Annotated in this window: 24 protein-coding genes; 11 read left to right on the forward strand and 13 right to left on the reverse strand. The window is 58.7% G+C overall.

Annotated features, from left to right (window positions below; genetic code table 11):
• Nucleotides 1-26: 26 nt before the first annotated feature.
• The 5 genes from G5332_RS15875 to cra form a co-directional block, all read right to left on the reverse strand.
• Nucleotides 27-413: an MAPEG family protein gene (locus G5332_RS15875; protein WP_203976133.1), complete on the reverse strand. Its 387-nt coding sequence runs from the start codon at nucleotides 411-413 to the stop codon at nucleotides 27-29.
• Nucleotides 414-605: 192 nt separating this feature from the next.
• On the reverse strand, nucleotides 606-1,163 hold the full coding sequence (locus G5332_RS15880; protein ID WP_421208496.1) for a hypothetical protein: 558 nt from the start codon (nucleotides 1,161-1,163) through the stop codon (nucleotides 606-608).
• A 144-nt stretch (nucleotides 1,164-1,307) separates the two neighbouring features.
• Entirely contained in the window at nucleotides 1,308-1,973 is a 666-nt protein-coding gene (locus tag G5332_RS15885; RefSeq protein ID WP_216953544.1) for a hypothetical protein, read from the reverse strand.
• Between the two features lie 154 nt (nucleotides 1,974-2,127).
• Nucleotides 2,128-3,321 carry an aromatic amino acid transport family protein gene (locus tag G5332_RS15890; protein ID WP_421208497.1) on the reverse strand — a complete coding sequence of 398 codons (1,194 nt, stop codon included), beginning with the start codon at nucleotides 3,319-3,321 and terminating at the stop codon, nucleotides 2,128-2,130.
• A 516-nt stretch (nucleotides 3,322-3,837) separates the two neighbouring features.
• Entirely contained in the window at nucleotides 3,838-4,824 is a 987-nt protein-coding gene (cra, locus tag G5332_RS15895; RefSeq protein ID WP_421259496.1) for a catabolite repressor/activator, read from the reverse strand.
• A 296-nt stretch (nucleotides 4,825-5,120) separates the two neighbouring features.
• Between cra and fruB the strand changes: the two genes are divergently transcribed.
• From fruB to fruA, 3 genes are read left to right on the forward strand one after another with little or no spacing between them, the layout of a single operon-like run.
• Complete coding sequence (fruB, locus tag G5332_RS15900) at nucleotides 5,121-6,221, forward strand: fused PTS fructose transporter subunit IIA/HPr protein (protein WP_421259495.1); 1,101 nt, start codon at nucleotides 5,121-5,123, stop codon at nucleotides 6,219-6,221.
• On the forward strand, nucleotides 6,221-7,210 hold the full coding sequence (pfkB, locus tag G5332_RS15905) for a 1-phosphofructokinase (RefSeq protein ID WP_421259494.1): 990 nt from the start codon (nucleotides 6,221-6,223) through the stop codon (nucleotides 7,208-7,210). The genes fruB and pfkB overlap by 1 nt, the downstream gene beginning before the upstream one ends.
• Nucleotides 7,207-8,943, forward strand: a complete 1,737-nt coding sequence (gene fruA / locus G5332_RS15910; RefSeq protein ID WP_421259493.1) for a PTS fructose transporter subunit IIBC — start codon at nucleotides 7,207-7,209, stop codon at nucleotides 8,941-8,943. The genes pfkB and fruA overlap by 4 nt, the downstream gene beginning before the upstream one ends.
• A 101-nt stretch (nucleotides 8,944-9,044) precedes the next feature.
• Here the strand turns inward: fruA and G5332_RS15915 are convergent, their stop codons facing one another.
• Nucleotides 9,045-9,296: a DUF1289 domain-containing protein gene (locus tag G5332_RS15915; protein WP_216953548.1), complete on the reverse strand. Its 252-nt coding sequence runs from the start codon at nucleotides 9,294-9,296 to the stop codon at nucleotides 9,045-9,047.
• A 149-nt stretch (nucleotides 9,297-9,445) separates the two neighbouring features.
• Here G5332_RS15915 and mltA point away from each other — a divergent pair, with 149 nt between their 5' ends.
• Entirely contained in the window at nucleotides 9,446-10,597 is a 1,152-nt protein-coding gene (mltA, locus tag G5332_RS15920) for a murein transglycosylase A (protein ID WP_421173214.1), read from the forward strand.
• A 118-nt stretch (nucleotides 10,598-10,715) separates the two neighbouring features.
• Here mltA and yfaE read toward each other — a convergent pair whose 3' ends face one another.
• The 5 genes from yfaE to ubiG form a co-directional block, all read right to left on the reverse strand.
• Nucleotides 10,716-11,039, reverse strand: a complete 324-nt coding sequence (yfaE, locus tag G5332_RS15925; RefSeq protein WP_421249835.1) for a class I ribonucleotide reductase maintenance protein YfaE — start codon at nucleotides 11,037-11,039, stop codon at nucleotides 10,716-10,718.
• Complete coding sequence (nrdB, locus tag G5332_RS15930) at nucleotides 11,036-12,169, reverse strand: class Ia ribonucleoside-diphosphate reductase subunit beta (RefSeq protein ID WP_216953550.1); 1,134 nt, start codon at nucleotides 12,167-12,169, stop codon at nucleotides 11,036-11,038. The genes yfaE and nrdB overlap by 4 nt, the downstream gene beginning before the upstream one ends.
• Nucleotides 12,170-12,249: 80 nt before the next feature.
• Nucleotides 12,250-14,517 (reverse strand): class 1a ribonucleoside-diphosphate reductase subunit alpha, encoded by a 2,268-nt coding sequence (gene nrdA, locus G5332_RS15935; RefSeq protein WP_005345365.1) that lies wholly within the window; start codon nucleotides 14,515-14,517, stop codon nucleotides 12,250-12,252.
• Between the two features lie 623 nt (nucleotides 14,518-15,140).
• Nucleotides 15,141-15,836, reverse strand: a complete 696-nt coding sequence (locus G5332_RS15940; RefSeq protein WP_421209061.1) for an HAD family hydrolase — start codon at nucleotides 15,834-15,836, stop codon at nucleotides 15,141-15,143.
• Nucleotides 15,836-16,552 carry a bifunctional 2-polyprenyl-6-hydroxyphenol methylase/3-demethylubiquinol 3-O-methyltransferase UbiG gene (ubiG, locus tag G5332_RS15945; RefSeq protein WP_005352120.1) on the reverse strand — a complete coding sequence of 239 codons (717 nt, stop codon included), beginning with the start codon at nucleotides 16,550-16,552 and terminating at the stop codon, nucleotides 15,836-15,838. The genes G5332_RS15940 and ubiG overlap by 1 nt, the downstream gene beginning before the upstream one ends.
• 198 nt (nucleotides 16,553-16,750) lie before the next feature.
• On the opposite strand from ubiG, the gene gyrA reads away from it, so the two are divergent.
• Nucleotides 16,751-19,498, forward strand: a complete 2,748-nt coding sequence (gene gyrA, locus G5332_RS15950; protein WP_216962815.1) for a DNA topoisomerase (ATP-hydrolyzing) subunit A — start codon at nucleotides 16,751-16,753, stop codon at nucleotides 19,496-19,498.
• A 107-nt stretch (nucleotides 19,499-19,605) separates the two neighbouring features.
• Here the strand turns inward: gyrA and G5332_RS15955 are convergent, their stop codons facing one another.
• Nucleotides 19,606-21,003: an alpha-amylase family protein gene (locus G5332_RS15955; RefSeq protein WP_421209059.1), complete on the reverse strand. Its 1,398-nt coding sequence runs from the start codon at nucleotides 21,001-21,003 to the stop codon at nucleotides 19,606-19,608.
• 262 nt (nucleotides 21,004-21,265) lie between these two features.
• On the opposite strand from G5332_RS15955, the gene G5332_RS15960 reads away from it, so the two are divergent.
• Nucleotides 21,266-21,421, forward strand: coding sequence for a hypothetical protein (locus G5332_RS15960; protein ID WP_005345370.1), 156 nt, complete (start codon nucleotides 21,266-21,268; stop codon nucleotides 21,419-21,421).
• A gap of 179 nt (nucleotides 21,422-21,600) precedes the next feature.
• Here the strand turns inward: G5332_RS15960 and G5332_RS15965 are convergent, their stop codons facing one another.
• The gene (locus G5332_RS15965) at nucleotides 21,601-22,656 is read right to left on the reverse strand and encodes a PA0069 family radical SAM protein (RefSeq protein WP_005336693.1); all 1,056 of its coding nucleotides are present in this window, start codon (nucleotides 22,654-22,656) and stop codon (nucleotides 21,601-21,603) included.
• Between the two features lie 173 nt (nucleotides 22,657-22,829).
• Here G5332_RS15965 and G5332_RS15970 point away from each other — a divergent pair, with 173 nt between their 5' ends.
• From G5332_RS15970 to rplT, 5 genes are all read left to right on the forward strand, one after another.
• Entirely contained in the window at nucleotides 22,830-23,417 is a 588-nt protein-coding gene (locus G5332_RS15970; protein ID WP_184233683.1) for a tetratricopeptide repeat protein, read from the forward strand.
• A gap of 233 nt (nucleotides 23,418-23,650) precedes the next feature.
• Nucleotides 23,651-25,579, forward strand: coding sequence for a threonine--tRNA ligase (gene thrS / locus G5332_RS15975; protein WP_005336690.1), 1,929 nt, complete (start codon nucleotides 23,651-23,653; stop codon nucleotides 25,577-25,579).
• 21 nt (nucleotides 25,580-25,600) lie between these two features.
• Entirely contained in the window at nucleotides 25,601-26,131 is a 531-nt protein-coding gene (gene infC, locus G5332_RS15980; protein ID WP_234923365.1) for a translation initiation factor IF-3, read from the forward strand.
• Between the two features lie 86 nt (nucleotides 26,132-26,217).
• Nucleotides 26,218-26,415 carry a 50S ribosomal protein L35 gene (gene rpmI, locus G5332_RS15985; RefSeq protein WP_005300673.1) on the forward strand — a complete coding sequence of 66 codons (198 nt, stop codon included), beginning with the start codon at nucleotides 26,218-26,220 and terminating at the stop codon, nucleotides 26,413-26,415.
• 15 nt (nucleotides 26,416-26,430) lie between these two features.
• Nucleotides 26,431-26,787: a 50S ribosomal protein L20 gene (gene rplT / locus G5332_RS15990; RefSeq protein ID WP_005300683.1), complete on the forward strand. Its 357-nt coding sequence runs from the start codon at nucleotides 26,431-26,433 to the stop codon at nucleotides 26,785-26,787.
• Nucleotides 26,788-26,994: the final 207 nt, after the last annotated feature.

Genomic DNA, 26,994 nt, shown 5'->3' on the forward strand with positions numbered 1-26,994 from the left:
CTCCGCGTTTGGCTGACCTGCTCTGGTCAGGAGAGCAGGGCGGTGAGCAGGAGACAGGCAGCACTCAGCAAAATGACGGTGAAAGTCAGCCCCATTCCCACTATTCGATAGCGGAAATTCTCCGGCGTGCGGCTCATGCCGAAGGCGTGACAGAGGCGACCAAGCAGCAGGGCACTCCCTAGCAGATGAACCAGCCAGGGGGCATGGCTGCCGGTTTCGACGAAATAGATGAGCAGCAGGGCGAGGGGGACATACTCGGCAAAGTTGGCGTGCACCCGCATGGCCCGCAGCATGGCGGGATCATCGCCATGGCCGAGCGCCACTTTCTGGCGGTGACGGGTGCGAATGGTGCGTACGCTGAGCAGGACAAAGAGCAGGGCAAGCAGGGCTGCATAGATGGGCAGTATGGTCATGGCGTAGGGCTCCCGAGGTGATGGATAAGCATGGATCTGTTGCGCGCTCAATGGCTTGCCCTTGAGGGTAGCAGTAAAGGGGGCTCGGCCATGGCGCCCAAAGCACCCTTGCCGGATAAAAAAGCCCCGCCAGTCTGGCAGGGCTTGTTGTCTGGTTTTAGGTGGCGTGCTCTGTCAGCTGCACTTCGCCAGTCAGGCGCCGTAGGGGAGAGAGGAGTGGTGCAGCACGATGCGCACCTTGCCATCATTCCCCTTCTTGAAACCCCAGCTCTTGTCGACCGTGGTCTCCTTGTTGTCGCGATCCACCAGATGCACCTTGCCCATGGTCAGCGCCATGTTGCCGTTGATATAGACGGCGGCATTGTCATAGCGGTAGCTCTGCCAGTTTTTCAGGGCAAAGCCGCTATCTGCCGGATAGGCGCTGTTGTTGCCGACAAAATAGGCCAGCGCCCCCTCGCGGGTGGTGCGAAAGGTCTGCTCACCACCGGCGAGGGTGGGTTTGAACAGTACCGGCCCCTGCTGGTAGCCATAAGCGCTGTCGAGTACCGCCTCGGCGGTGGCTTTGGCGCGCTCAATGCCGCCGGCCCGATAGTCATCGCTGATCTTGATGAGCGCCGCGCCCCAGGCATCCTGCGCCGCCTTGATGTCGGCCTCGGTGATATTGTTGTTGGTGATTTCGGCCGCGCTGAGGGCGCCGCTGGCTGCCAGCAGAGCAAGGGCAAGGGAACTCTTCGTGAGATGCAACATCATTGTTTTCAGGCTCCTGAAAGCGATAAACGAGGGGGCAGTGTAGCGAGCGGGCATGAACGGGTTTTGAACTGTCCGTTCAGGCTTCGGTGGCAAAAAAGATTGTATAAAACACGGTTCTTGGCGGTTTGTTCTGTAGTGCCCCGATCAGCGGATGGGGGTCAGCAGGGCCGAGAAGTAGCGCTCCTGCATCTGCTGCCAGCGGCCGCTCGCTATCAGCTGCTGCTGGGATTGGACAAGGGCGGCGATATCGGCCTGGCGGCTCTTGTTGAGGTAGAGATAAACCTCGATATCTGAGACCCGTTTCCATGGTGCGGCAAGGGGGGATTGATTGGTGGGCAGTAGCCGGATCACCCAGTCGGTTCTGCCGCGCTGGAGCAGGGCGAGACCCTGCTTCTCATCGTTGAACCAGACGATGCGTCGACTGTCGAGATAGCGGCTGCACCACTGAATGCCGCGCAGGCAGCCAACCCGCTCCTGACTGGCGGGTGGCCAGCTGGCGTCCTGCTTGCTCTGGGCATAGATGGTCACTTCGCCAATCGCCGTGCCGACCGGGATCATATGCGGATGGGTCTGCTCAAAGCCCTTGATCCGGGCGATATCGCCAGCGATGGTGCTATCGGAATCAAGCAGCTTTTTGCAGCGGGCGCTGGTACAGGGGATAAAGGTAAAATCGACCCTGGCCTTGCCAAACCACTCCTCATAGAAGGGGCGCAGCAGGGGGATATATTCCACGGGCGCCGCCAGCGTCAGGGGCGCGCCCTGGGCAATCGAGTTCAGGCAAAACAGCAGCCACCAGCCAGCCCACTTCATACCTTGCTCCCCACTCCATTGCATATGGAAAAAGCGTAGCTGAAACGTCCTTTATCCCTCTTGTGCGAGGAGGGAATGGGCAGAATCATGGCAGCGTTGATAGCACAAAGCCCCGCCAAGTTAATTGGCGGGGCTTTGCTTTCAGTATCGGGGATTACAGCGCGGGCAGCAGCCCCATGCTGACGCTGATCTGGACGCCAACAATCAGCACGCCCATGGCGGCGGCCACTCCCAGCGCCACTACGCCACCCGGGGCGCGGTAGTGATGGGCAGGCGCCTGCTTGCGGCTCTGCCATACCAGCGCCACCGGCAGCAGTACCGCGAGGATCGCCAGCGCAATGGCAGCGTAGCCGAGGGCCATGATAAAGCCCTGCGGGAAGTAGAGGGCAAACAGCAATGGCGGCACAAAGGTGATAAGGCCAGTCTGGGTGCGGCCCTGCCAGTTGTCCTTGCGGCGGGTCACCTTGGCCATAAAGTCAAACAGTCCCAGCGTTACCCCGAGGAAGGAGGTGGCGAGCGCCAGGTCGGCAAACAAGTGCATCGCCTGATTAAACACAGGCCAGCTCACCAGTTTGCCGACGTTTGCCAGCAGGCTGTCCAGCGCACCACCGGTTTGCAGCAGGGCTTGTTGGCCGAGCAAACCAAGGATCGCTACCTGCCACAGCACGTAGAGGATCAGTGGCAGGGCTGAGCCCCAGACAAAGACCCGACGCAGCTGTTTTGGGCAGTCACCGAGGTAGAGCATCACGCTCGGAATGGAGCCGTGAAAGCCAAACGAGGTGAAGATGACCGGCAGGCCCGCCAGCAACAGGCCCTGACCCAGCGGCATCGAGAGCAGATGCTGCCCTTCGGTGCGGGGCAGCAGCAACGCCAGCACCACCACCATGATCACCAGTTTGACGGTGAACATCAGCCGGTTGAGGTAATCCACCGAGCGGGTGCCGACACAGACCATGCCGCCAAACAGCAGAGTAAAGGCCCAGGCGGCCTGCTCCTGGCTGAGGGTCATGCCCGCATCGGCCAGCGCCTGTGCCAGCAGGCTGCTGCCGCCGCTGATGTAGGCGGAGGCCAGCGAGTAGAACAACATCAGGATACAGAAGGAGGCGATGCGCTTGCCCCAGGGGCCGAGCAGATGATCCGCCAGCTGGTGCAGGTACCACTTGCCGGTGTTGAGGCTTGCCTCCACTTGCAGCATGGCGGTGAAGGCCATCAGGGCCCAGAGGCCGACCATCAACATCAGGGTGGCGGGGCCGCCGAGGGAGGAGGAGGCCAGCGGCAGGGCCAGCATGCCGGCACCTATGGTGGTGCCGGCAATCAACAGGGTACAACCCAGGGTTTTGGTATTCATGTTATCCATCCGAACGTAGCGGTGTCAGTGCAAACAGGCGATGTCAGCAGTGACGTCAACAAGAGGGGGCCAATTGGCGTTATCAGAAGGTGCCTCCGGTGATAGGGCCGGAGGCTAGCAATATCGGAACGGGAACATCTGTACCTAAAACCTGTCAGTTGTAAAAGATGGTTGCCACGTTAGCGGATCAAAATAGCGGAAACAACCCCCTTTATACGGATCTTGTGCTGGCTCGTAGCAATAAGTGGAAATAAATGATGACAGTGATGGCTAATTGCAGAAAAAAGCACCGAGAAAATGACTGGCAGGGGCTCATTGATACAGATCAGCCAAGTGGCAACAGTACGGATAAGGGAGCGAGGAGGCCGGTTGTTTAGTCGGCCAGACGGTAGAGAAAGCAAAGCGGGCGGGTAGGGGTGTTGGGGAAAACAATAAGGCTGCCGATGCTGGCAGCCTTATTGTCATCTGTTCGCTTTACCCACCCATTGACAGCAAATCGGGTCTGCTGCGGTCAGGTTAGCGACGGCGCTTGAGGGTGCGGCTCACATAGTGCAGCCCGCTCTGGTAGTCGCCGTTCACCGCCTTGAGCGCCAGCTCCAGCGCTTGGCTCGCCAGCGCGTCGTGCTGCTGGGGCAGGGAGTTGATGCCAAAGGGGAGGAAGTCAAGCAGGCGATCGTCCCCGAAGGTGGCCATGGCGAGCTGGCTCATATCGATCTCTTGCTCCAACAGGTAGTCGAGTACCCCCTCCATCAGGATATAGGAGGTGGTGATCAGCGCTTCGGGCAGCTGACCCAGCTGCTGGTGCAGATCTTTGATCAGGCGATACCCCTCAAGACGGGAGAAGTGATCCCCCTCGCACAGGTGGCGAGCCGCGCTGTGACTGGCGACCGCCTGCTCGAAACCGGCTTTGCGCTCCTGACTGATCGTGAGTGCTGGCAGCGCGGTGATCAAGGCGATATGGCACAAGGTCGGGGTGAGCAGGGAGCTGGTGAGATCAAAGCTTGCTTTCTCGTTTTCACTGGCGACGGTGACGAACTTGTCGGCGGCCATCGCCCGGTCGATGGCGAGGATCTGGCTGCCCTGCGCCTGCAATTTGCCGTAGAAGGGGTCGTCCGGCGGCAGGCAACTGGCCACCAGCAGGGCGTCCACATGGCGGCTCACCAGCATCTGTGCCAGCTCTTTTTCGGTGGCGGGCTCATCTTCCGAGCAGACGATGAGCAGCTGATAGCCCTGCGCCCGGGCCCCCTGTTCCAGCCGTTTGGCCAGTTTGGCGTAACTGGCGTTCTCAAGGTCTGGCAGGATAAAGCCCAGAGTCCTGGTCTGGCCGCCACGCAGGGAGGCGGCGCGGCTGTCCGGCTGGTAGTTATGGGCGGTGACAACGGCCATCACCTTGTCGCGGGTGGCCTGACTGATGCGGTATTGGTCGGCCTTGCCATTGATCACATAGCTTGCCGTGGTGCGCGAGACACCGGCGAGGGCGGCGATTTCATCCAGTTTCATCATATTGGCTCTGTTTGAGTTGCAAGGCCCACGGTCACTGCCGGGTGAGGGCACCGAAAAGTGTGCGCGGGATCATATCATTGAAAAGCACTCTTTGTGGGTACTTGATCAATTCGCTGAAACGATTCAGTCTGAGTGTAAGTGAAACGATTCAGCCTGTCAGCAACGAAGAGACCCAGTGGCCTGAAAATCAGGCTCCGATCACAGTCAACCGTGTTCGGGTCTATTGTCAGCTGGCGAGTTACCCGAATGTTCAATTGTGACGTACCGGCGCGGCCGGAACCTGATGGAGAGTCTCTATGTTGAAGTTGGCGCGAGAGCAGATCTTGCTGGGACAGTCGGTGGCGACCAAGTCGGACGCCATTGCCCTGCTGGCAGGCAAACTGACTGAAGCCGGTCTGGTGGACGCGGGCTATGTGGATGGGATGCTGGCCCGTGAAGCGCAGCATGCCACCTATCTTGGCAGCGGCATCGCCATTCCCCACGGCACCACCGACACCCGTCATCTGGTGAAGAACACAGGCGTCATGGTGGCCCAGTTCCCCAATGGTATCGAGTGGGACGAGGGGCAGATCGCCTACGTCGCCATCGGTATCGCCGCCAAGTCAGACGAGCATCTGGGCATCTTGCGCCAGCTCACCCATGTGCTGGGTGACGAGCAGGCGGCAGCCCAGCTCAAAGAGGCCACCGATGCCGACACCATCATCAACATCCTGACTGGCGCCACTGCCGCCAAAGAGGTGCAATACCTGACTCTGGCTGACTTCCCGGCCGATGATCGCGACCAGCTGCTGCTGGGAGCAGCCGCCCGCGCCAAATCGGCGGGCTGGGGCGATGCCGCCATGGTGAGCGCCCTGCTGGCAAGCGACCCTGCTTATCTGGGTGAGGGCATCTGGCTGGCTCGGGCGCAAGCGGCCCAGACTGGCTGGGTGCTGGCAACGCCCAGCAGCGAACTTCGCGCAGGGGAGCTGCCGGTCAGCGCCATGCTGCTGCTGTGCGCCGCAGATAGCAGCCATCTGCCGCAACTGGAGAATCTGGCCAAACTGGCGGCTGCCGGCCAACTCGCTACGCTGGCGAGCGGCGAGGGACTGGCCATGCTGCAAGCAGGCCCCGCGAGCGGTCTTTCCGAAACCTTCACCATCATCAATCCCCACGGCTTGCACGCTCGTCCCGGCGCCATGCTGGTCAAGGTGGCCAAAGAGTTTGAATCCGACATCCGGGTTGCCAATCTGGATGGCAGCGGCGAAGCGGTTTCCGCCAAGAGCCTGATGAAGGTGATCGGCCTTGGGGTCAAGTGCGGGCACCGTCTGGCGTTTCGCGCCGAAGGGGCAGATGCCGAAGCGGCTCTCAAGGGGATCGGTGAGGCGATCGCCGCTGGTCTCGGCGAGGGGGCACACTGATGAAGATTGTCACCATTACCCTCAACCCCGCCCTCGATCTCACCACCCGCCTCGAGGCGATGAGCCTTGGCGAGGTCAATCTGGTAAGCGAGGCCAACCTGCGTGCCGCAGGCAAGGGGATCAACGTCGCCATGGTGCTCAAGGACTTGGGCCGCGACGTAGGCGTCACCGGCTGGCTTGGCGCAGACAATGCGCAGAGCTTTGTCTCCCTGTTTGCTGAGCGGGCGCTGGATGATCACTTTGTCCGTGTCGCTGGCAGCACTCGCATCAACGTCAAGATCTCCGAGCAGTCTGGTCGGGTCACCGATCTCAACCTGCCGGGGCTCACCATCCAGCAAGGGGAGGTGAGCGCGCTGGAGCAGGCCATCGACGAGTTGGCACCTCACGCCGAGTGGTTCGTGCTGGCGGGCAGCCTGCCCAAAGGGGTGGCCCCCGATTACTGCGCCCATCTGATCCGCTTGCTCAAGGCCAAGGGCAAGCAGGTGATCTTCGATTGCAGCGGCGCGGCCTTAAGCGAAGGGATCAAGGCGGCGCCGACCCTGGTCAAACCCAATCTGGAGGAGCTGAGCCAGTGGGCGGGCCGCCCCATCAAGACGCTGAGCGAGCAGGCCGAGTGTGCCCGCGCGCTGCAGGCAAGCGGCATCCCCAACGTGGTGATCTCCAACGGCGCCGATGGCCTGATCTGGTTTGCCACAGATGCCGTTTGGCAAGCCATTCCGCCGCGGATGCAGGTGGTCAGCACGGTCGGTGCTGGCGATTCCCTAGTGGCCGGTCTTGCCCATGGTCTGAGCCTTGGCTGGGCACCGGAGCAGACCCTGCGGCTGGCCACCGCCGTCTCGGCCTTGGCGGTCAGTCAGGTAGCGGTCGGCTTTAACGATATCAATGTGCTCAACCCTTTACTTGAACAGGTGCGCGTAGAGCGTCTGGATGCGCTGGCACCGGTTCAGTGCAATACCCTCTCAATGGAAAACTCAGGAGATGCCCAATGAAAGCAATCTTGGTTACGGCTTGCCCGGCGGGCATTGCCACCAGCTTTCTCGCTGCAAAACGGATAGAACAGCAGGCCAAACTGGCTGGCTGGGAACTCACCCTCGACGTCGGCTCCAGCGTGCAACCGCGCCAGATCCCCTCAAAAGAGCAGATTGCCGCCGCCGATCTGGTGCTGGTTGTCGCCAGTGCTCCGGTGGATCTCGCCGCCTATGACGGCAAGCGGGTCTATCAGGGCAGCATGGATCTCGCCCTGCAGGATCCGGCTGCCTTGCTGGAAGCCGCAACCAGCGGCGCCAGTGTTTATCGTCATCAAGCCGCCTCCATCGTTGCCAATGCTGCCGCCAAACCGGCCGCCGCTGGCAAGCGCATCGTGGCAGTGACAGCGTGCCCGACTGGCGTTGCCCACACCTTTATGTCGGCAGAAGCGTTGGAGACCATGGCCAAACAGCTGGGTTACCAGATCCGCGTCGAGACTCAAGGCTCGGTCGGTGCCCAGAATGCCCTGACTGCCGAGGAGATTGCCGCTGCCGATCTGGTGTTCCTCGCCACCGATATCGAGGTGGACATGGCGCGCTTTGACGGTAAGCCGGTCTATCGCACCAGTACCGGTGCGGCGCTCAAGAAAACCCGCGCCGAGCTCGACAAGGCGTGGAGTGAGGCTAAAACCTATCGCCACAGCGGCGCCAGCCAGCCCAAGAAAGAGGAAAAAGCAGGCCCCTACAAGCACCTGTTGACCGGCGTCTCCTTCATGCTGCCCATGGTGGTGGCGGGTGGCCTTATCATTGCGCTCTCGTTCGTATTCGGTATCGAAGCGTTCAAGGTGGAAGGCACTCTTGCCGCCGCGCTGATGAAGATCGGTGGTGGCTCAGCCTTTGCCCTGATGATCCCGGTGCTGGCCGGTTACATTGCCTACTCCATCGCTGACCGCCCGGGTCTCGCCCCCGGCATGATCGGCGGCATGCTGGCAAGCTCGCTGGGCGCCGGTTTCCTCGGCGGCATCGTGGCCGGTTTCCTGGCCGGTTACAGCGCCAAATACCTGAGCGACAAGGTGCGCCTGCCGGTGACCCTGGAAGCGCTCAAGCCGATCCTGATCATTCCGCTGTTTGCCAGCCTCTTTACCGGTCTGGTGATGATCTACGTGGTGGGTGGCCCGGTGGCCGGCATCATGAATGCCATGACCACCTTCCTCAACAACATGGGTTCTGCCAACGCCGTGCTGCTGGGTGTCATCATCGGCGCCATGATGTGCTTCGACATGGGTGGCCCGGTCAACAAGGCAGCCTACGCCTTCGGGGTTGGCCTGCTGGCCTCCAAAACCTACGCCCCGATGGCTGCCGTGATGGCCGCCGGTATGGTGCCGGCACTGGGGATGGGGATCGCCACTTTCCTGGCTCGCACCAAGTTCATCAAGGCGGAGCAGGAAGCGGGCAAAGCCTCCTTCGTGCTGGGTCTGTGCTTTATCTCCGAGGGGGCCATTCCGTTTGCCGCCAAGGATCCGATGCGGGTCATCCCGGCCTGTATGGTGGGTGGCGCCCTGACCGGTGCGCTCTCCATGCTGTTCGGCTGCGAACTGATGGCGCCCCATGGCGGTCTGTTCGTGCTGTTCATCCCGCACGCTATCAGCAACGTCATGATGTATATCGTGGCGATTGCCGCAGGCTCGCTGCTGACCGGTGTCTCCTACGCCATGCTCAAACGCGGCGAAGAGCAGGCCAAGCTGGCCACGGCATAAGCCTCGCCACCCGGCAAGACGTCATAACCAAGAGCGGCCTGTGGGCCGCTTTTTGTTTTGTCGGGAGGATAGGTAACCTGTGAGGGGAAGATAGGGAGTGGTTAAAACTCCCAGCCTTGTTGTTCTGGCAACTGGGGTTGCGCTCCTTCCAGCGCTTTGCGCCGCGCAGCCTCAACCCGCGCCTTGCGGGCGCGACACAGACGCATTACATCCTGTTGCTGGGCCGGGCTCATTTTCTGCCAGTTGAAACGCTCCTCGCGATTGCGCAGGCATCCTTTGCAATAGCCCTTGTTGTTCACCTCGCAGACCCCGATACAGGGGCTCTGCAACGGGAATATTTCGAGCTGTTCCATCCATTACCTCGCATATCCTGTCACCTTGTTATAACCCAGCATCCTCCCTTTGGAGAAATCTCTCTTCAAGTGATTGATGTCGTTTGCTTTCCCCCTGCAAATTTGGCATCTTGCCGCCGAGCAGGACTCTTGGTGTTAAATGAGGACATATGAACAAACACGGATTCTGGCTGACCGCGATAGTGCTGGGGTTGGCCGGGTGTGCGGGTAACTCTGACAAAGCAGAGGTGCCAAAAAAACAGACTGATGACAGATGTTTTCTCAACTGCGAGGTGCCGGAAAATCTGGGCAAGCAGTATCTGGACGGTACCTTGCCGGGGGATCTGGTGCGGGTCGAGCGGGTCAACAGTCGTGCCAGTGCCGATTACAGCAAGTTTGGCCCCCAGAGTCGCATTGTCATGCAGCGTTCAGGGCGGATGGCGAGCCGTTATGGCGAGCTCTATCACCAGCTCTCCCGCTGGGTGGCGGGCGGCGGCAATCCTGCCGACATCACCCGTTACGGTATCAGCCTGGCTCAGCTGGGCGGCGCCGATCGCATGGGTAACGTGCTCTTTACCGGCTACTACTCGCCGGTGCTGGAGGTGCGTCACCGCCCGGATGCCGAGTATAAGTACCCCATCTATGCCATGCCCAACTGCGGCAGCCGTTGTCCGACCCGGGCACAGATCCACCAGGGCGCCCTTGCCAACCGCGGGTTGGAGCTGGGTTACAGCAAATCCCTTATCGACAACTTCCTGATGGACGTGCAGGGATCGGGCTTTGTTCACTACGGTGACGACGATAGGCTGCAATATCTGGGTTACAGCGGCAAGAACGGCCACGGCTATGTGAGCATTGGCCGGGTGCTGATTGACCGCGGTGAAGTGCCCAAGGAGCAGATGTCGATGAAGGCCATCAAGGAGTGGGCCAACCAGCAACCTGAGCACAGGGTCAAGGAGCTGGTAGAGCAGAACCCCTCCTATGTCTTCTTCGAGCGTCGCCCGACTAATGATGTGATCGGTGCCGCCGGTATCCCGCTGCTGCCGCTGGCGGCCGTCGCTGCCGACAAGACCCTGCTGCCGATGGGTACCCCGATCCTGGCCGAAGTTCCCTTGCTCGATAAAGAGGGCAACTGGACCGGCAAGCACCAGCTGCGCTTGTTGATTGCGCTGGATGTGGGCGGGGCGGTGAAGAAGGGTCACCTCGATCTCTACCACGGCATGGGTGAGAAGGCAGGTGTCGCGGCCGGTCACTACAAGCACTTTGGCCGGGTCTGGAAGCTGGGCCTGCACCACGGGCCGACTGCTGCCCCCTGGTTGTAATACTCTGAGGGTTTGGGCGTCTGTCATCGGGCGCTCGAGCAAAGATGAAGAGACAAAAAAGCCGCCGGATTGCTCCGGCGGCTTTCTATTTTGTGCGAGTTGCCAGTCTGTGGCTGCGTCAGCTCTTCTGGATATCCAGCCGGATGGCGCCGACCGGTGTGCAGCAGCAGGGGAGGCACTCCCCCTGGGCGACAAATGCCAGCGGCACATTGGGGTAGTGCACCTTGCCAGCCATCAGCGGAGTGCGGCAGGCGCCGCAATAGCCGCTGCGACACTGGAACTCCACATGATGACCATGGCGCTCCAGGGTCTCCAACACACTTTCGCCGGGATGGGCGTGCAGCACGGCACCATCCCGGGTATGTACCCGTGGTGCCACGACCGCCTGCTGTTCGGCAGCAGCGTGCGGGGCAGGGGTCAGCGTGTTGGTGGCGTCACTCACAGCTCGAAATCACCCAGGTCATCGGCATTTACTTCGCTGTCGATCTGACCCACCAGATAGGAGCTGACCTCCACCTCTTGCGGGGCGACCTGCACGTTATCGGACGACAGCCAGGTGTTGATCCAGGGGATCGGGTTTTGCTTGGTGCCGGCAAAGGCTGGCTGCAGGCCGACCGCGGCCATCCGCAGGTTTGTGATGTACTCGACATACTGGCAGAGGATGTCTTTGTTCAGGCCGATCATGGAGCCGCCCTGGAACAGATACTCGGCCCACTCTTTCTCTTGAATGGCGGCCTCTTTGAACAGGTCGAAACAGGCTTGCTCGCACTCCAGCGCGATCTCGGCCATCTCCGGGTCGTCCTGACCGCTGCGCATCAGATTCAGCATGTGCTGGGTGCCGGTCAGGTGCAGCGCTTCATCGCGGGCGATCATCTTGATGATCTTGGCGTTGCCTTCCATCAGTTCGCGCTCGGCGAAGGCAAAGGAGCAGGCGAAGCTGACGTAGAAGCGGATCGCTTCCAGCGCGTTGACGCTCATCAGGCAGAGATAGAGCTTCTTCTTGAGCTCGCGCAATGTGATGGTCACTTCGCGGCCCGCGACGGTGTGGGTACCTTCACCGTGCAGGTTGTAGAGGGCGGTCGCTTCGATCAGGTCGTCGTAGAAGTGGCTGATGGAGCCGGCGCGCTTCAGGATCTGCTCGTTGGTCACGATGTCGTCGAACACCTGGGCGGGGGTGTTGACGATATTGCGGATGATATGGGTGTAGGAGCGAGAGTGGATGGTCTCCGAGAACGCCCAGGTCTCAATCCAGGTTTCCAGCTCCGGAATGGAGACTAGCGGCAGCAGTGCCACGTTGGGGCTGCGCCCCTGAATGGAGTCCAGCAGGGTCTGGTACTTCAGGTTGGAGATGAAGATGTGCTGCTCGTGGGGGGGCAGGGCCTGATAGTCGATGCGATCACGGGAGACATCCACCTCTTCCGGGCGCCAGAAGAAGGAGAGTTGCTTTTCGATCAGCCGCTCGAACACTTCGTGTTTTTGCTGGTCATAACGGGCTACGTTGACCGATTGGCCAAAAAACATCGGCTCTTTGAGCTGGTCGTTTTGGGTTTGGCAGAAAGTTGAATAGGCCATGGTTACCAGAATGTCTGTATGGAGAAAACAGGAGAGCGGGAGCTTGTCGCTCCCGCCCGGTTATCAGATCTTGCCGTGACTTAGATTTTGCAAGCCCCGCCAGCACAACCGTCATCTTGCAGGTCGGTCTGGGTGTCGTCTGCACCATCACGGGTGTTGTGATAGTAGAGGGTCTTGAGGCCGTATTTGTAGGCGGTCAGCAAGTCCTTCAGCAGCTGCTTCATCGGCACCTTGTTGCCTTCGAAACGGGCCGGATCGTAGTTGGTGTTGGCGGAGATCGCCTGATCCACAAACTTCTGCATGATACCGACCAGCTGCAGGTAGCCGTCAACGCTCGGTTGCTTCCAGAGCAGTTCGTATTGATCTTTCAGGCGATCATACTCGGGCACTACCTGTTTGAGAATGCCGTCTTTGGACGCCTTGACCGAGACCAAACCGCGCGGCGGCTCGATACCGTTGGTGGCGTTGGAAATCTGGCTGGAGGTCTCGCTCGGCATCAGGGCGGTCAGGGTGGAGTTGCGCAGACCCACGGATTTGATCTCTTCGCGCAGGCTTTCCCAATCCAGATGCAGCGGCTCGTTGCACAGCGCATCCAGATCCTTCTTGTAGGTGTCGATGGGCAGGATGCCCTGGGCATAGGTGGTCTCGCCAAACAGCGGGCAGGGGCCGAATTCGCGGGCCAGCTGCACGGAGGCTTTCAGCAGGTAGTACTGGATCGCCTCGAAGGTGCGGTGAGTCAGCGCCAGACCGGAGCCATCAGAGTAGCGGGCACCGTTCTTGGCCAGGTAGTAGGCGTAGTTGATGACGCCGATACCCAGAGTACGGCGACCCATGCTGCCACGCTTGGCGGCGGCAATCGGGTAGTCCTGATAGTCGAGCAGGGCATCGAGGGCGCGCACGGCCAGATCCGCCATCTCTTCCAGATCTTCCAGTTTGTCGATGGCACCCAGGTTGAAGGCAGAGAGGGTGCACAGAGCGATCTCGCCGTTCTCGTCGTCGATGTTGTTGAGCGGCTTGGTCGGCAGCGCAATCTCGAGGCAGAGGTTGGACTGGCGTACCGGCGCCACGCTCGGGTCGAACGGGCTGTGGGTGTTGCAGTGATCCACGTTCTGGATGTAGATGCGACCGGTACCGGCACGCTCTTGCATCATCAAGGAGAAGAGGTCTACCGCTTTCAGGGTCTTCTTGCGAATGGCCGGATCCTGCTCGTACTTGACGTAGAGCTCTTCGAACTTGTCCTGATCGGCGAAGAAGGCGTCGTACAGACCCGGCGCATCGGACGGGGAGAACAGTGTGATGTCACCGCCCTTGATGAGGCGCTGGTACATCAGCTTGTTGATCTGCACGCCGTAGTCCATGTGACGAACACGGTTCTCTTCCACGCCGCGGTTGTTCTTCAGCACCAGCAGGCTTTCCACTTCGGTGTGCCACAGCGGGTAGAACAGGGTGGCCGCACCGCCGCGCACGCCGCCCTGGGAGCAGCACTTCACGGCAGTCTGGAAGTATTTGTAGAAGGGTATGCAACCGGTGTGGAACGCTTCGCCACCACGGATGGGGCTGCCCAGACCGCGGATGCGACCGGCGTTGATGCCGATACCGGCGCGCTGGGAAACGTAACGCACGATGGAGCTGGCGGTGGCGTTGATGGAGTCCAGGCTGTCGTCGCACTCGATCAGTACGCAGGAGCTGAACTGACGGGTCGGGGTGCGCACGCCGCTCATGATCGGGGTCGGCAGCGAGATCTTGAAGGTCGAGACCGCATCATAGAAGCGCTTGATGTAGTCCAGACGGGTATCCTTCGGATACTTGGAGAAGAGGCAGGCCGCTACCAGAATGTAGAGGAACTGCGGGCTCTCGTAGATCTCGCCGGTGACGCGGTTTTGTACCAGATACTTGCCTTCCAGCTGCTTGACCGCCGCGTAGGAGAAGTTCATGTCGCGCCAGTGATCCATGTGCGCGTTCAGCTCTTCGAATTCGGCCTGGGTGTAGTCTTCCAGCAGGTGTTTGTCGTACTTGCCCATGTCGACCAGACGAGCCACGTGCTGGTAGAGGTGGGGCGGTTCGAACTGGCCGTAGGCCTTCTTGCGCAGGTGGAAGATGGCCAGACGGGCTGCCATGTACTGGTAGTCCGGGGTCTGCTCGGAGATGAGGTCAGCCGTCGCCTTGATGATGGTTTCGTGAATGTCGGCGGTACGGATACCGTCATAGAACTGGATGTGGGACTTGAGCTCTACCTGGGAGACCGACACGTTGTCGAGACCCTCGGCGGCCCAGTCCAGCACGCGGTGAATTTTATCCAGATCGATGGGTTCTTTGTGTCCGTTACGCTTCGTCACAAACAAGTTCATTGGCTGATGACCTTTAGTTGATTCCCGAAAAACCATCGCACAATGACACCACCCTGGCCCCGGCGATGTGCAGGTATTGGGTAGAGATTGTGCGATGAATCACAAGATGTAGTGTTATTTTAAGTTCGAGCTACAAGATAGTGAGGTCGGCTACGCATTGCAATGTGTGGATAACTGGCTTGCTGTGGATAAATTGTGGGTGTTGTTGTCTCTGTTAGTGGTTGCTCACAGTGAGCGGGTTTTCATTCGTCCGCTTCGTCAAATGCAAGCCTCCCGATCGAAGATGGAAAATTTAAATAACTTTTTTTGCTTGCGAAACGGGGGGCTTTTTACTAGCAAACGGCGGCTGATTATCCCTTATGCAACAAGGGTCAAAAGCTGTCCAGTTGTCGCAGCCGCGGGCTCAGCGTGGCAAGGGCTTTGCATCAGATGAGGGTGGTTTGTGGCCGCTTTGTGACGGCTGCGAGCTTGTCAAATGGGTATCTAACAGGCAGAAAGCTGCCTTTATTATCCATGAATAGACGAGTGATGGTGGCGCAGGTCGCGGAAGCGTAAAGGAAGAGATGCAAGGGGCGGAGAGTCTCTTCGCCCCGTTATCGCATATCAGCCGGTAAGGCTGCGCGTTACGCATTGGCCGTCAACTCATAGCGCAGCCAGTGGTGCAGGGCCTGCACGGTATCAAAGTGCAGATCGGCGCCCCACTGGGCGGGATCTTCCTCATCATTGAGATACCCCCAACCAGCGACCGCGGTGCGCATGCCAGCATTGCGGCCTGCTTCGATATCCCGCACATGATCCCCCACATAGAGGCAGTGAGCCGCCTCGACCCCCAGCTTCTCGCAGGCAAAGAACATGGGGGCGGGGTCGGGCTTGCGTACCGGCAGGGTATCGGCGCTGACAGTGACGCCGCAGCTGGCAAGCTCTGGCAGGGCTGCCAGCAGTGGCTCGGTGAGAAAGCCCGGCTTGTTGGTGACGATACCCCAAGGTAGCTGTTTCTCGTCGAGCCACTCGATAAGATCCACCATTCCCTCATAGGGACGGGTACCGACGCAGAGATTGGCCGCGTAGTAGTCGAGCAGGGCATTGCGCAGGCGCGTGGTCCCCAGCTCTTCAAGCAGTTCGTCGCCGAGGCCTGCTTTCAGCAGCCCGAGCGCTCCGTGGGAGGTGGTCTGACGAATAATATCGTCAGAGAGCGGCGCAAAGCCTTCGTTTATCAGCACGTGGTTGACGGCGGCCCCCAGATCCGGGGCTGTGTCGAGCAGGGTGCCATCCAGATCGAACAGTACACCGCGCAGGGGAAGAGGGCGAGAGGCGCTCATCAACCGTGCTCCGGGCGGACAAACTCCACCATATAGTTGACGTCGACATTTTTGCCGAGCTTGAACTGGTTGGTGAGGGGGGCGTAGTGGACGCCGCTCATGTCCCGCACCAGCAGGCCAGCCGCTTCCCCCATGCGACACAGTTCGGCCGGGGTGATGAATTTTTTGTGATCGTGGGTACCCTTGGGCACCATCTTCATCAGGTATTCGGCCCCGATGATCATCATCAGATAGGATTTGGGGTTGCGGTTGATGGTGGAGACAAACACCCGGCCGCCCGGGCGCACCAGGGTAGCGATGGCGCGCAGCACGGAGGCGGGGTCCGGCACATGCTCCAGCATCTCCATGCAGGTGACCACGTCATACTGGCCCGGCACTTCGGCGGCATGGGCTTCGGCAGTGATCTGGCGGTACTCGAGCTCGACACCCTGCTCCAGGGCGTGCAAGCGGGCGACGCCGAGGGGCTCCTTGCCCATGTCGATGCCGGTGACCTTGGCACCACGGCGGGCCATGCTCTCGGAGAGAATGCCACCGCCACATCCGATATCGAGAATGCGCTTGCCAAACAGACCGCCACTTTTGTCGGTGATCCAGTCAAGGCGTACCGGATTGATTTGATGCAGGGGTTTGAATTCACCTTCCATGTCCCACCAGCGGGAGGCGATGGCTTCAAACTTGGCGATTTCTGTCAGATCGACATTGGCATCACTGTTCATTTTTCGAAGATCCTGTGGCAGGGCGCCCGCTTCTGAGTCATGGGCGCAATCTATTGTCCTGGCGGGCATTATAACGGACGGACTTTGTCACACCAGCCCGATCTGATACCCGATTTGTGGCTTAAGGTATTTGGCTCAGTGTGTTACCATGTCGCGCTGTTTAAGCCAAAGAACAACTAATTAGGGATAAGGCTTTCTATGAGCGATCTGGCCAGAGAGATCACGCCGGTCAACATCGAAGAAGAGCTCAAGAGTTCCTATCTTGATTACGCCATGAGCGTGATCGTAGGACGAGCTCTGCCGGATGTGCGTGATGGCTTGAAACCGGTTCACCGCCGCGTTCTGTTTGCTATGAACGAGTTGGGGAACGACTGGAACAAGCCCTATAAAAAATCGGCCCGTGTGGTCGGTGACGTAATCGGTAAATATCACCCGCACGGCGATAGCGCTGTGTATGACACCATTGTCCGGATGGCGCAGGATTTCTCCATGCGTTACATGCTGGTCGATGGTCAGGGCAACTTCGGTTCGGTCGACGGCGACAGCGCCGCGGCGATGCGTTATACCGAAGTGCGGATGGCCCGCATCTCCCACGAGCTGCTGGCTGATCTGGACAAAGAGACCGTGGACTGGGTGCCGAACTATGACGGCACCGAGATGATCCCGGCGGTCATGCCTACCAAGGTTCCCAACCTGCTGGTCAACGGCTCCTCCGGTATCGCGGTGGGCATGGCGACCAACATTCCGCCTCACAATCTCACCGAGATTGTCAATGGCTGCCTGGCGCTGATCGAAAACGGCGACCTCACCATTGACGAGCTGATGACCTACATCACCGGCCCGGATTTCCCCACCGGCGGCATTATCAACGGTCGTTCCGGCATCGTGCAGGCGTACCGTACCGGTCGTGGCTCCATCTATGTGCGGGCCAAAGCTGAAGTGGAAGTGGACGAGAAGACCAGTCGCGAGACCATCATCGTTCACGAGATCCCCTATCAGGTGAACAAGGCTCGACTGATCGAGAAGATCGCCGAGCTGGTCAAAGAGAAGAAGATAGAGGGCATCAGTGCCCTGCGCGATGAGTCTGACAAAGACGGCATGCGCATCGTTATCGAGATCAAGCGCGGCGAGTCCGGCGAGATTGTGCTGAACAATCTCTACAAGCACACCCAGATGCAGACCACGTTCGGCATCAACATGGTGGCGCTCGATAACAACCAGCCCAAGGTGATGAACCTTAAAGAGATCCTTGATGCGTTCCTGCTGCACCGCCGTGAAGTGGTGACTCGCCGGACCGTGTTCGAACTGCGCAAGGCGCGGGATCGGGCGCACATTTTGGAAGGTCTGGCGGTTGCGCTGGCCAACATTGATCCCATCATCGAGCTGATCCGTCACAGCGCGACCCCGGCCGACGCGAAAGCGGGCTTGGTTGCCAAGGGCTGGGAACTCGGCAACGTGGCCGCCATGCTGGAAAAAGCGGGCGACGACGCGGCACGGCCAGAGTGGCTGGAGCCCGAGTTCGGTATCCGTGAAGGTCAATACTTCCTGACCGAACAACAAGCCCAGGCCATCCTTGACCTGCGTCTGCACAAGCTGACCGGCCTTGAGCACGAGAAGATCCTGGAAGAGTACCAATCTCTGCTGGACCTGATCGCCGAGCTGCTGCACATCCTGGCGAGCCCGGCTCGTCTGATGGAAGTGATCCGCGATGAACTGCTGGCTGTACGCGAGCAGTATGGCGACGAGCGTCGCACCGAGATCAGCATGTCCAGTGCCGAGATCAACATCGAAGATCTGATCACCCCGGAAGACGTGGTGGTCACCCTGTCTCACCAGGGCTATGTGAAGTATCAGCCGCTCTCCGACTACGAGGCCCAGCGCCGCGGTGGTCGTGGCAAGTCGGCCACCCGGATCAAGGAAGAGGACTTTGTGGAGCGTCTGCTGGTGGCCAACACCCACGACACCATTCTGTGCTTCTCCACCCGTGGCAAGGTCTACTGGCTCAAGGTTTACCAGCTGCCGGAAGCATCCCGTGGCGCCCGTGGTCGTCCGATCATCAACCTGCTGCCGCTGGAAGAGGGTGAGCGTATCACCGCTATCCTGCCGGTGAAGGAATATGACGCCGAGAAGTATGTCTTCTTCGCCACCGCCAACGGTACCGTGAAGAAGACCAGCCTCTCTGACTTCAGCCGTCCGCTCTCCTCCGGTATCCGCGCCATCAACCTCAAAGAGGGTGATGAGCTGATCGGGGTGGATATCACCGATGGCAGCAACGAGATCATGCTCTTCTCCGATGCGGGTAAAGTCGTTCGCTTCGCGGAAGGCAGCGGTCGCGCTGATGCCGATGTCAGCGATGACGTTGAAACCGACGACGATGCCGGCAACGACGATGATGGTAGCGACAACGGCGAAGGCACCGAAAGCAAGGGTACCTTCAAGGGTGTGCGTCCCATGGGTCGTACCGCAGCCGGTGTCCGTGGCATCAAGCTGGGCGCCGGTGACAAGGTGGTTTCCCTCATCGTTCCGCGCGGCGAAGGTGCCATCCTCACCGCCACCGAGAACGGTTACGGCAAGCGGACTGCGTTGGCCGAATACCCGACCAAGAGCCGTGGTACCCAAGGCGTTATCTCCATCAAGGTGGATGAGCGCAATGGCAAGGTGATCGATGCGATCCAGGTCGAAGATACCGACCAGATCATGCTGATCACCAACGGCGGTACCCTGGTGCGTACCCGTGTTGCCGAGGTGAGCGTCATTGGCCGTAACACCGGCGGTGTCCGTCTGATCCGTACCGGTGAAGACGAGACCGTGGTTGGCCTGCAGCGTATCGCCGAGAGCGACGAAGACGAGAACGACGCTTTGGCCGTTGACGGTGAGGTATCTGAAGGTACCGATACCGTGACCGGCACTGATGCGGTCGATGCTGGGGAAGCGGGCGACGAGTAATCGTCACCAGTTACCCGAGCAACGTCTCTGATCAAAAAGAGCGACCCAGGTGGTCGCTCTTTTTATTTATTTGCATTTTATGACTCTACGCTGCTCTTACGGCAGGCTCACTCCTGCAGCCACATTCTGGCGCTGCGGGCGGGAATGGCGACCCGTAACCACTGGCTCTGCACATTGACCACGGCACCTTGGTCGAGCACGTCACGATAGTTGCGATACCAGTTCATCTCGAACTTGGCGGTATCGAGCCAATACTCCTGCTCATAGTCGCACTTGTTTATGCCGACCAGCCCCTGTTTGCCCCGTTTGAACAGCACGAAGCAGTCACCGCTGCCGATCAGCTGCATGGGTTGACCCTGCACCGTATTGTGGAAGCGGATCATCTCCTTGAGATCGGCGCGCTGGTAGTAATCCTGCCAGCGCAGTCCATCCTTGGCCTGGGTTTCGCCGTGATCCGAATAGACCAGTGGCGAGCCACCATCGCGGCCGAGCAGGTAGGCATAGGCCAGCTTCTCGTCAGTCTGGCTCAGGATCTGATAGCGGAAGCCGTCGTTGGTGGGGATGTCGTGGGTCACGGCAAAGGTGACGGCACGACTGCCCGGTAGCGCCTGACCATAGGCGCCCGGATCCGCCAGCAGGTTCATGCTGCCACCGTAACTGAAGGCACCGCGCAGGGAGGCAAACAGCGGAAAGTCATAGGCTCCCTGGCCGCTGCTGTCGAGGTAGGGTTTGAGGAAGCGCTCGTAATCGGTGCTGCCTGCGCCCCCTGTGGTGATCACCTCGCCAAAGACATGCATCCCCTGTTTGATCTCGGGGGTGAACACGGCATTGATCTGGTAATCGCTCATGTGTTTGACCGCATCGACCCGAAAACCCTTGATCCCCATCCCCTTAAGCGCCTTGAGATAGGCCTGTTGCTGGCTCACTACCCAGTTGTTGGGATCCAGATCCGGCAGCCCCTTGTCACCGGCACCACCACAGAGTCGCCAATACTGGACATGACCCGGATCGCTCCAGTCGCTAATGCACCCTTCGGGATGAAAATCCTGACCGGAGAGGAAGTTTTGCCCGAGATCGCCAAACAGTTTCTGGCGCTCGAAATAGGCCGGGTTGCTGGCGTAGCTTTGCAGCAGCTCGTTGCCGGGATAGTTGAGATCGCTGCGTTTCCAGCTTTCGTTGGCCATGTGGTTGAGCACCACATCGGCATAGACGGCGATACCTCGCGCCTTCATGGCGGCGATCAGCTGCTCGAGATCCTGCTTGTTGCCAAGAGGGGAGTCGACAAGACGCAGATCCTGCGGCTGGTAACGAGCCCACCACTCGTTGCCTGATGACTTGAGAGGTGGTGAGATGAGTACCTGTTTGTAACCGGCTGACTTGATAAGATCGGCTTTGGCGGTCACTTCACTGTACTTCCAGTTGAAGGCGTGCAGTATGACGTCGGCGTGCGCCAAGGGGGCGATCAGCATGCCTGCGATCGCCCATATTCCCGCTGTGTGTTTCATTATTGTGTCCCTGTTTTTATAGATGCCTGAATGGGCAACTCAGCTTTGGCGGGAACAGAGTGAGCTGCAATCAACAACCTGCAGATTTGTGACCGCTTTCAGTATGATTTCGCCGAATATGTGAACTGTTTCGGCTTTTCCTCGCCACCGCCAGTTGCCTTTTTACAAGTGATTTTTTTGTCATTTCCCTGTCATTCCCAGCCGCTATCCTGCCAGGCGAGTGGTGCGTTGTTGCAATCACCTTCACCGTCAGGAGCTGCATATGACCAGTTGGATCACGTGGGAAATTTGGTGGAGCCGGGTATGGGGCGAGTCAGAGGTGCCGCTGTATGAAGAGGATGAGCACGAAGTGGCTCATGAACCCTCGCGACTACCGGTTGAAATGGTGCAGCAGGGTCGGGATCAGCGCGCAGGCTAAGGCGCTAACACAGCCTTTACCGGATTGCGCGATCTTGTGGCGACATGGCTACTTCGTTGGCCAATTTGGAAAATTAGGAAAGCGGGTTTTCCACAGGATGTATCGAGGCATATCTTCCTCTCGACCTCTTGGCAGGCAAGGGCTCTGTGCCTGATGCGTGAAGGGCGTGAGCAGGGGGATTAGAAGAGCGACAGCTGCTCCCCGGGGCGGATAAACCCATCCAGCCTGAGCTGAATATGGCGTTTGCCCAGATCAAGTCGTTTGCTGATAAGGCGAAAGCGCTGGGCCAGCAGATCGGCAAAGTGCCCCTCACCGCGCATGCGGGTACCGAAGGCGGTACTGTTGAGCCCGCCACCGCGGCTGGCTCGCAACTGATTCAAAATAGCCTCCTTCTGGCCCGGATAGTGGGTATCGAGCCAGTCACCAAATAGCGGCGCCAGCTCGTGGGGCAGGCGCAGCAGAATGTAATCGGCGCAGCTGGCGCCAGCCTCGGCAGCCGATTTGATGATCTGCTCCAGCTCCGGCTCATTGAGCCGCGGGATCATGGGGGCGGCCAGTACCCCCACCTGTATACCAGCGTTGGCCAGCTTTTCGATCACTTTCAAGCGGCCGGTGCCCGTGCTGGCGCGGGGCTCCAGCTGTCGCCGCAGGGTTTCGTTCAAGGTCGTCACCGATACCATCACCTGACACAGTCCCTCTCTGGCCAGCTCGGTCAACAGATCGAGGTCGCGCAAGATCATGGCGCTCTTGGTAATGAGTCCGACCGGATGGCGGTGGGCCAGCATCACTTCCAGCAACTGCCGGGTGAGGCGATAGCGCTGCTCGATGGGTTGATAGGGGTCGGTATTGGCGCCAATGAAGATGGTCTGTGGCTGATAGGCCGGTTTGGCAAACTCCCGACGCAGCAGATCGGCTGCATTGCGTTTAGCAAACAGCTTGCTCTCGAAATCAAGACCAGGGGAGAGTTCCAGATAAGCGTGACTGGGTCTGGCATAGCAGTAGATGCAGCCGTGTTCGCACCCCTGATAGGGGTTGATGGAGCGACCAAAGGGGACATCCGGCGAGCTGTTGTAGCTGATGATACTGCGTGCATCGATCTCCCGCACCTCGGTGCCAGGCACAGAAGAAGTGAAGGCGGCATCCCAATCGGACGATTGCCAGCCGTCATCGACCGCTTCGACAAGGGGGCCGCTAAAACGGTGATCGATATTGTTGGGGCTGCCTCGTCCTGCCATGGTGTGCACCGACACTGTTTATACATACAGTTATTTTGCAGGTGCCCCGGATAAATGACAACAACTGCTGGTCGACCGGGTGCAAAAAGGGTTTTCGTGGGGATCTCTAGCTTGATCGCGGCGCTACATTTCGTTTACATAGACAAAATGAGAACTGGATCACGGAAATCATCATGAGACCCACCACTTCCCGCTGGCTGTTTATCGGTCTGCTTGCGCTGGTTATCTGGCGTCTGCTTCCGCTCTCCACCGAGCAGGAGATGGCTGCCGCCAACCGTGCCTGGCGTACCGGTCACTTCGATGAGGCGACCCGGATCTGGTCGCCACTGGCCGATCAAGGCCAACCTCGGGCGCAAGCCCTGATGGGCTGGAGTCATGAGGTGGGGCAGGGGAGCGAGCAGGATATCCATCAGGCCATCAGCCTCTATCGCCAGTCGGCGCAGGCAGGGGATCCCTTCGGCCAATATCGGCTGGCAGAGCTCTATCTGCGCGGTGTTGGGGTCAAGCGAGATCTGCGCCAAGCCTTTCACTGGATGGATCAGGCTGCCCGCAATGGTGATGTCCCGGCCATGCTGAAAGTCGGCGTCCTTCATCTGATGGGGGTCAGCGGCAGGGTCGATCTGCCTCAGGCGAAGCAGTGGCTCTATCAGGCGGCACAAAAGGGCAACAAGCTGGCGCTTCAGGTGCTGCAAGAGCTGGCGCTGGCCGAGGAGGGGAGCAGTGACTTTGACTTCAACTGGCAATCCCTGCTTGGTGAATAGTCGGCAGGCGACTCATTTGACTGTAGAAAATATCTGCAAATCCGATACAGCACGCCCGACTTCTGGTAGCATGGGGGCCGTTTTGGCTTGGTTTGTCATGTTAGACATGCTGTTTGCGTGTCAGGCCGTCTTCGCAAAGTGCTGTGGAGAACCAGAACATCACCTTTTTGAATCTCTTTTCCATCCCGCATGTGACCTTTGGTAGGGGTCACCACTGTATAAGGAAACACATAATGCCAATCATTACTCTGCCTGACGGCAGCCAACGTCAATTTGCCCACTCTGTTTCCGTCATGGATGTGGCTGCGGACATCGGTCCCGGTCTCGCCAAGGCGTGCATTGCCGGTCGGGTAAACGGTGAACTGGTGGATGCGTGCGAGCTGATCGAAGCCGATGCAGCGCTGGCCATCATCACTGCCAAAGACGAAGAAGGTCTGGACATCCTGCGCCACTCCTGCGCCCACTTGCTGGGTCATGCTATCAAGCAACTTTGGCCCCAGACCAAGATGGCCATCGGTCCTGTCATCGACAACGGCTTCTACTATGACGTTGATCTTGACCGTACCTTGACCGATGAAGATCTGGCTGCCCTGGAAGAGCGCATGCTGGCGCTGGTAGCCAAGGATTACGACGTCATCAAGAAGAAAGTCTCTTGGCAAGAAGCGCGCGATGTATTCGAGGCGCGCGGCGAGTCTTACAAAGTCGAAATCCTGGATCAGAACATTGCCCGTGATGACCAGCCAGGTCTCTATCATCACGAAGAGTACATTGACATGTGTCGCGGCCCGCACGTGCCCAACATGCGTCACTGCCACCACTTCAAGTTGCTGAAGATGTCCGGCGCCTACTGGCGTGGCGACTCCAACAACAAGATGCTGCAGCGTATCTACGGTACCGCCTGGGCTGACAAGAAGCAACTCAAGGCCTATCTGCAGCGTCTGGAAGAGGCCGCCAAGCGCGACCACCGCAAGATCGGCAAGCAGCTCGACCTGTATCACATGCAGGAAGAAGCACCCGGTATGGTGTTCTGGCACAACGATGGCTGGACCATCTTCCGTGAGCTGGAAACCTTTATCCGCGGCAAGCTCAAAGAGTACGACTATCAGGAAGTGAAAGGTCCGTTCATGATGGACCGCGTCCTGTGGGAGCGTTCAGGTCACTGGGAGAAGTATGCCCAGGCCATGTTCACCACCCAGTCCGAAAACCGCGAGTACGCCATCAAGCCGATGAACTGCCCGGGTCACGTCCAGATTTTCAACCAGGGTCTGAAGTCCTACCGCGATCTGCCGCTGCGTATGGCCGAGTTTGGTTCCTGCCACCGCAACGAGCCGTCCGGTTCCCTGCACGGTCTGATGCGGGTGCGCGGTTTCACTCAGGATGACGCTCACATCTTCTGTACCGAAGAGCAGATCATGGAAGAGGTCTCCGGCTGTATTCGTATGGTCTATGACGTCTACGGTACCTTTGGCTTCGAGAACATCGTGGTCAAGCTATCCACTCGTCCCGAGCAGCGTATCGGCTCTGACGAGATGTGGGATCGCGCCGAGAAAGCGCTGGCCGAAGCGCTGGAGCTCAACGGTCTGAAGTACGATTTGCAGCCGGGTGAAGGGGCGTTCTACGGTCCAAAAATTGAATTTACCCTGCACGATTGCCTTGATCGTGCGTGGCAATGTGGTACCGTGCAGCTCGACTTTGCCCTGCCTGGTCGTCTGGGTGCCACTTATGTGGGCGAAAACAACGATCGCCATGTACCTGTGATGATCCACCGGGCCATCTTGGGTTCTATCGAGCGCTTCATCGGTATTCTGACTGAAGAGTACGCCGGTCTGTTCCCGACCTGGTTGGCTCCGACTCAGGCTGTGGTCATGAATATCACGGACAATCAGGCCGATTATGCGGTGAAAGTAGCCAAAGCATTGAATGATGCGGGCCTTCGCGCAAAAGCGGACTTGAGAAATGAGAAGATTGGCTTTAAAATCCGCGAGCATACTTTGAAGCGAGTACCTTTCATGCTGGTCTGCGGCGATAAAGAAGTTGAAGCCGGTAAGATTGCAGTACGGACTCGTAAAGGGGCTGACCTGGGCACTTATCCTGTTGAAGAGTTCATCGCTCTGCTGACCCAGGAAGTTCAGACCCGCGGACAAAAGAAAGTGGAGGAATAAGCTATAAAAGGCGGAAAAAAACTGGGCAAGCAACCGCAAGCCCGCGCTCACCGGATCAATGAAGAGATCCGTCTGAAAGAAGTTCGTTTGGCTGGTCTGGATGGCGAAGCTCTTGGCATCGTATCTATCCAGGAAGCACTGAACTTGGCCGCAGAGGCCGAAGTGGATCTGGTCGAGATCAGTCCGAACGCCGAGCCGCCCGTTTGCCGGATCATGGATTACGGCAAATTCCTCTACGAAAAGAGCAAAACCACCAAAGAACAGAAGAAAAAGCAGAAAGTCGTCCAGGTCAAGGAGATCAAATTCCGTCCTGGCACTGACGAAGGCGACTATCAGGTAAAACTACGCAACCTGGTTCGCTTTCTGGAAGACGGGGACAAGGCTAAGGTCACCCTGCGCTTCCGTGGTCGTGAAATGGCACACCAGGATCTTGGTATCAAGGTTCTTGAGCGCGTCAAGAACGATCTGGAAGAGTTAGCCGTAGTCGAATCGTTCCCGAAAGTCGAAGGCCGTCAAGCTGTGATGGTCCTCGCACCTAAGAAGAAATCTTAAGGCCCACAAGAAATTGACTCATGGGGCTCGCTCCATGAGTCGGTTCGCCTTGCGATTTTGTTGTCACTCACAATGCGGAGTATGAAATGCCGAAGATGAAAACCAACCGGGGCGCCGCAAAGCGCTTCAAGAAGACTGGCTCAGGTCGCTTCAAGTGCAAGCACAACCACCTGCGTCACATCCTGACCAAGAAGAGCAGTAAGCGTAAGCGTCAGCTGGGACCGAAGTTCTTTGTTTCCGCTGCCGACCACAAACGTGTTGTCGCTTGTCTGCCGTACGCATAAGGGGGGATGTGAAAAATGCCAAGAGTTAAACGTGGTGTGACTGCTCGTGCTCGTCACAAGAAAGTAATGAAAGCCGCCAAGGGTTACTACGGCGCCCGTTCCCGTGTTTACCGCGTAGCGGTACAAGCGGTAACCAAAGCTGGTCAGTATGCCTACCGTGACCGTCGCCAGAAAAAGCGTCAATTCCGTCAGCTGTGGATTGCGCGTATCAACGCTGCTGCCCGTCAGAACGGTCTGTCCTACAGCCGTCTGATCAACGGTCTGAAGAAGGCTTCTATCGAGATCGATCGCAAGATCCTGTCCGATATCGCCGTTCACGACAAGCTGGCTTTCACCGCCCTGGTTGAAAAAGCTAAAGCAGCTCTGGTCTAATTCCAGCACTGTTATAAAAAATAAAGGAGGCTTAGGCCTCCTTTTTTGTATCTGTTGTCCCGTCCTGAATATGGTTTACACCTTTCCCCCCCAATACATGGAGAACCCGATGGGACAAGGTGTGAAACGAACACAGCGCGATTACTCACTGACTTTTAAACTGGCACTGGTCGAGCAGATTGAAAAAGGCGAGCTCAGTTGCCAGCA

The sequence above is a fragment of the Aeromonas sp. 603757 genome, assembly GCF_049171255.1.
Taxonomy (GTDB): Bacteria; Pseudomonadota; Gammaproteobacteria; order Enterobacterales; family Aeromonadaceae; genus Aeromonas; species Aeromonas veronii_A.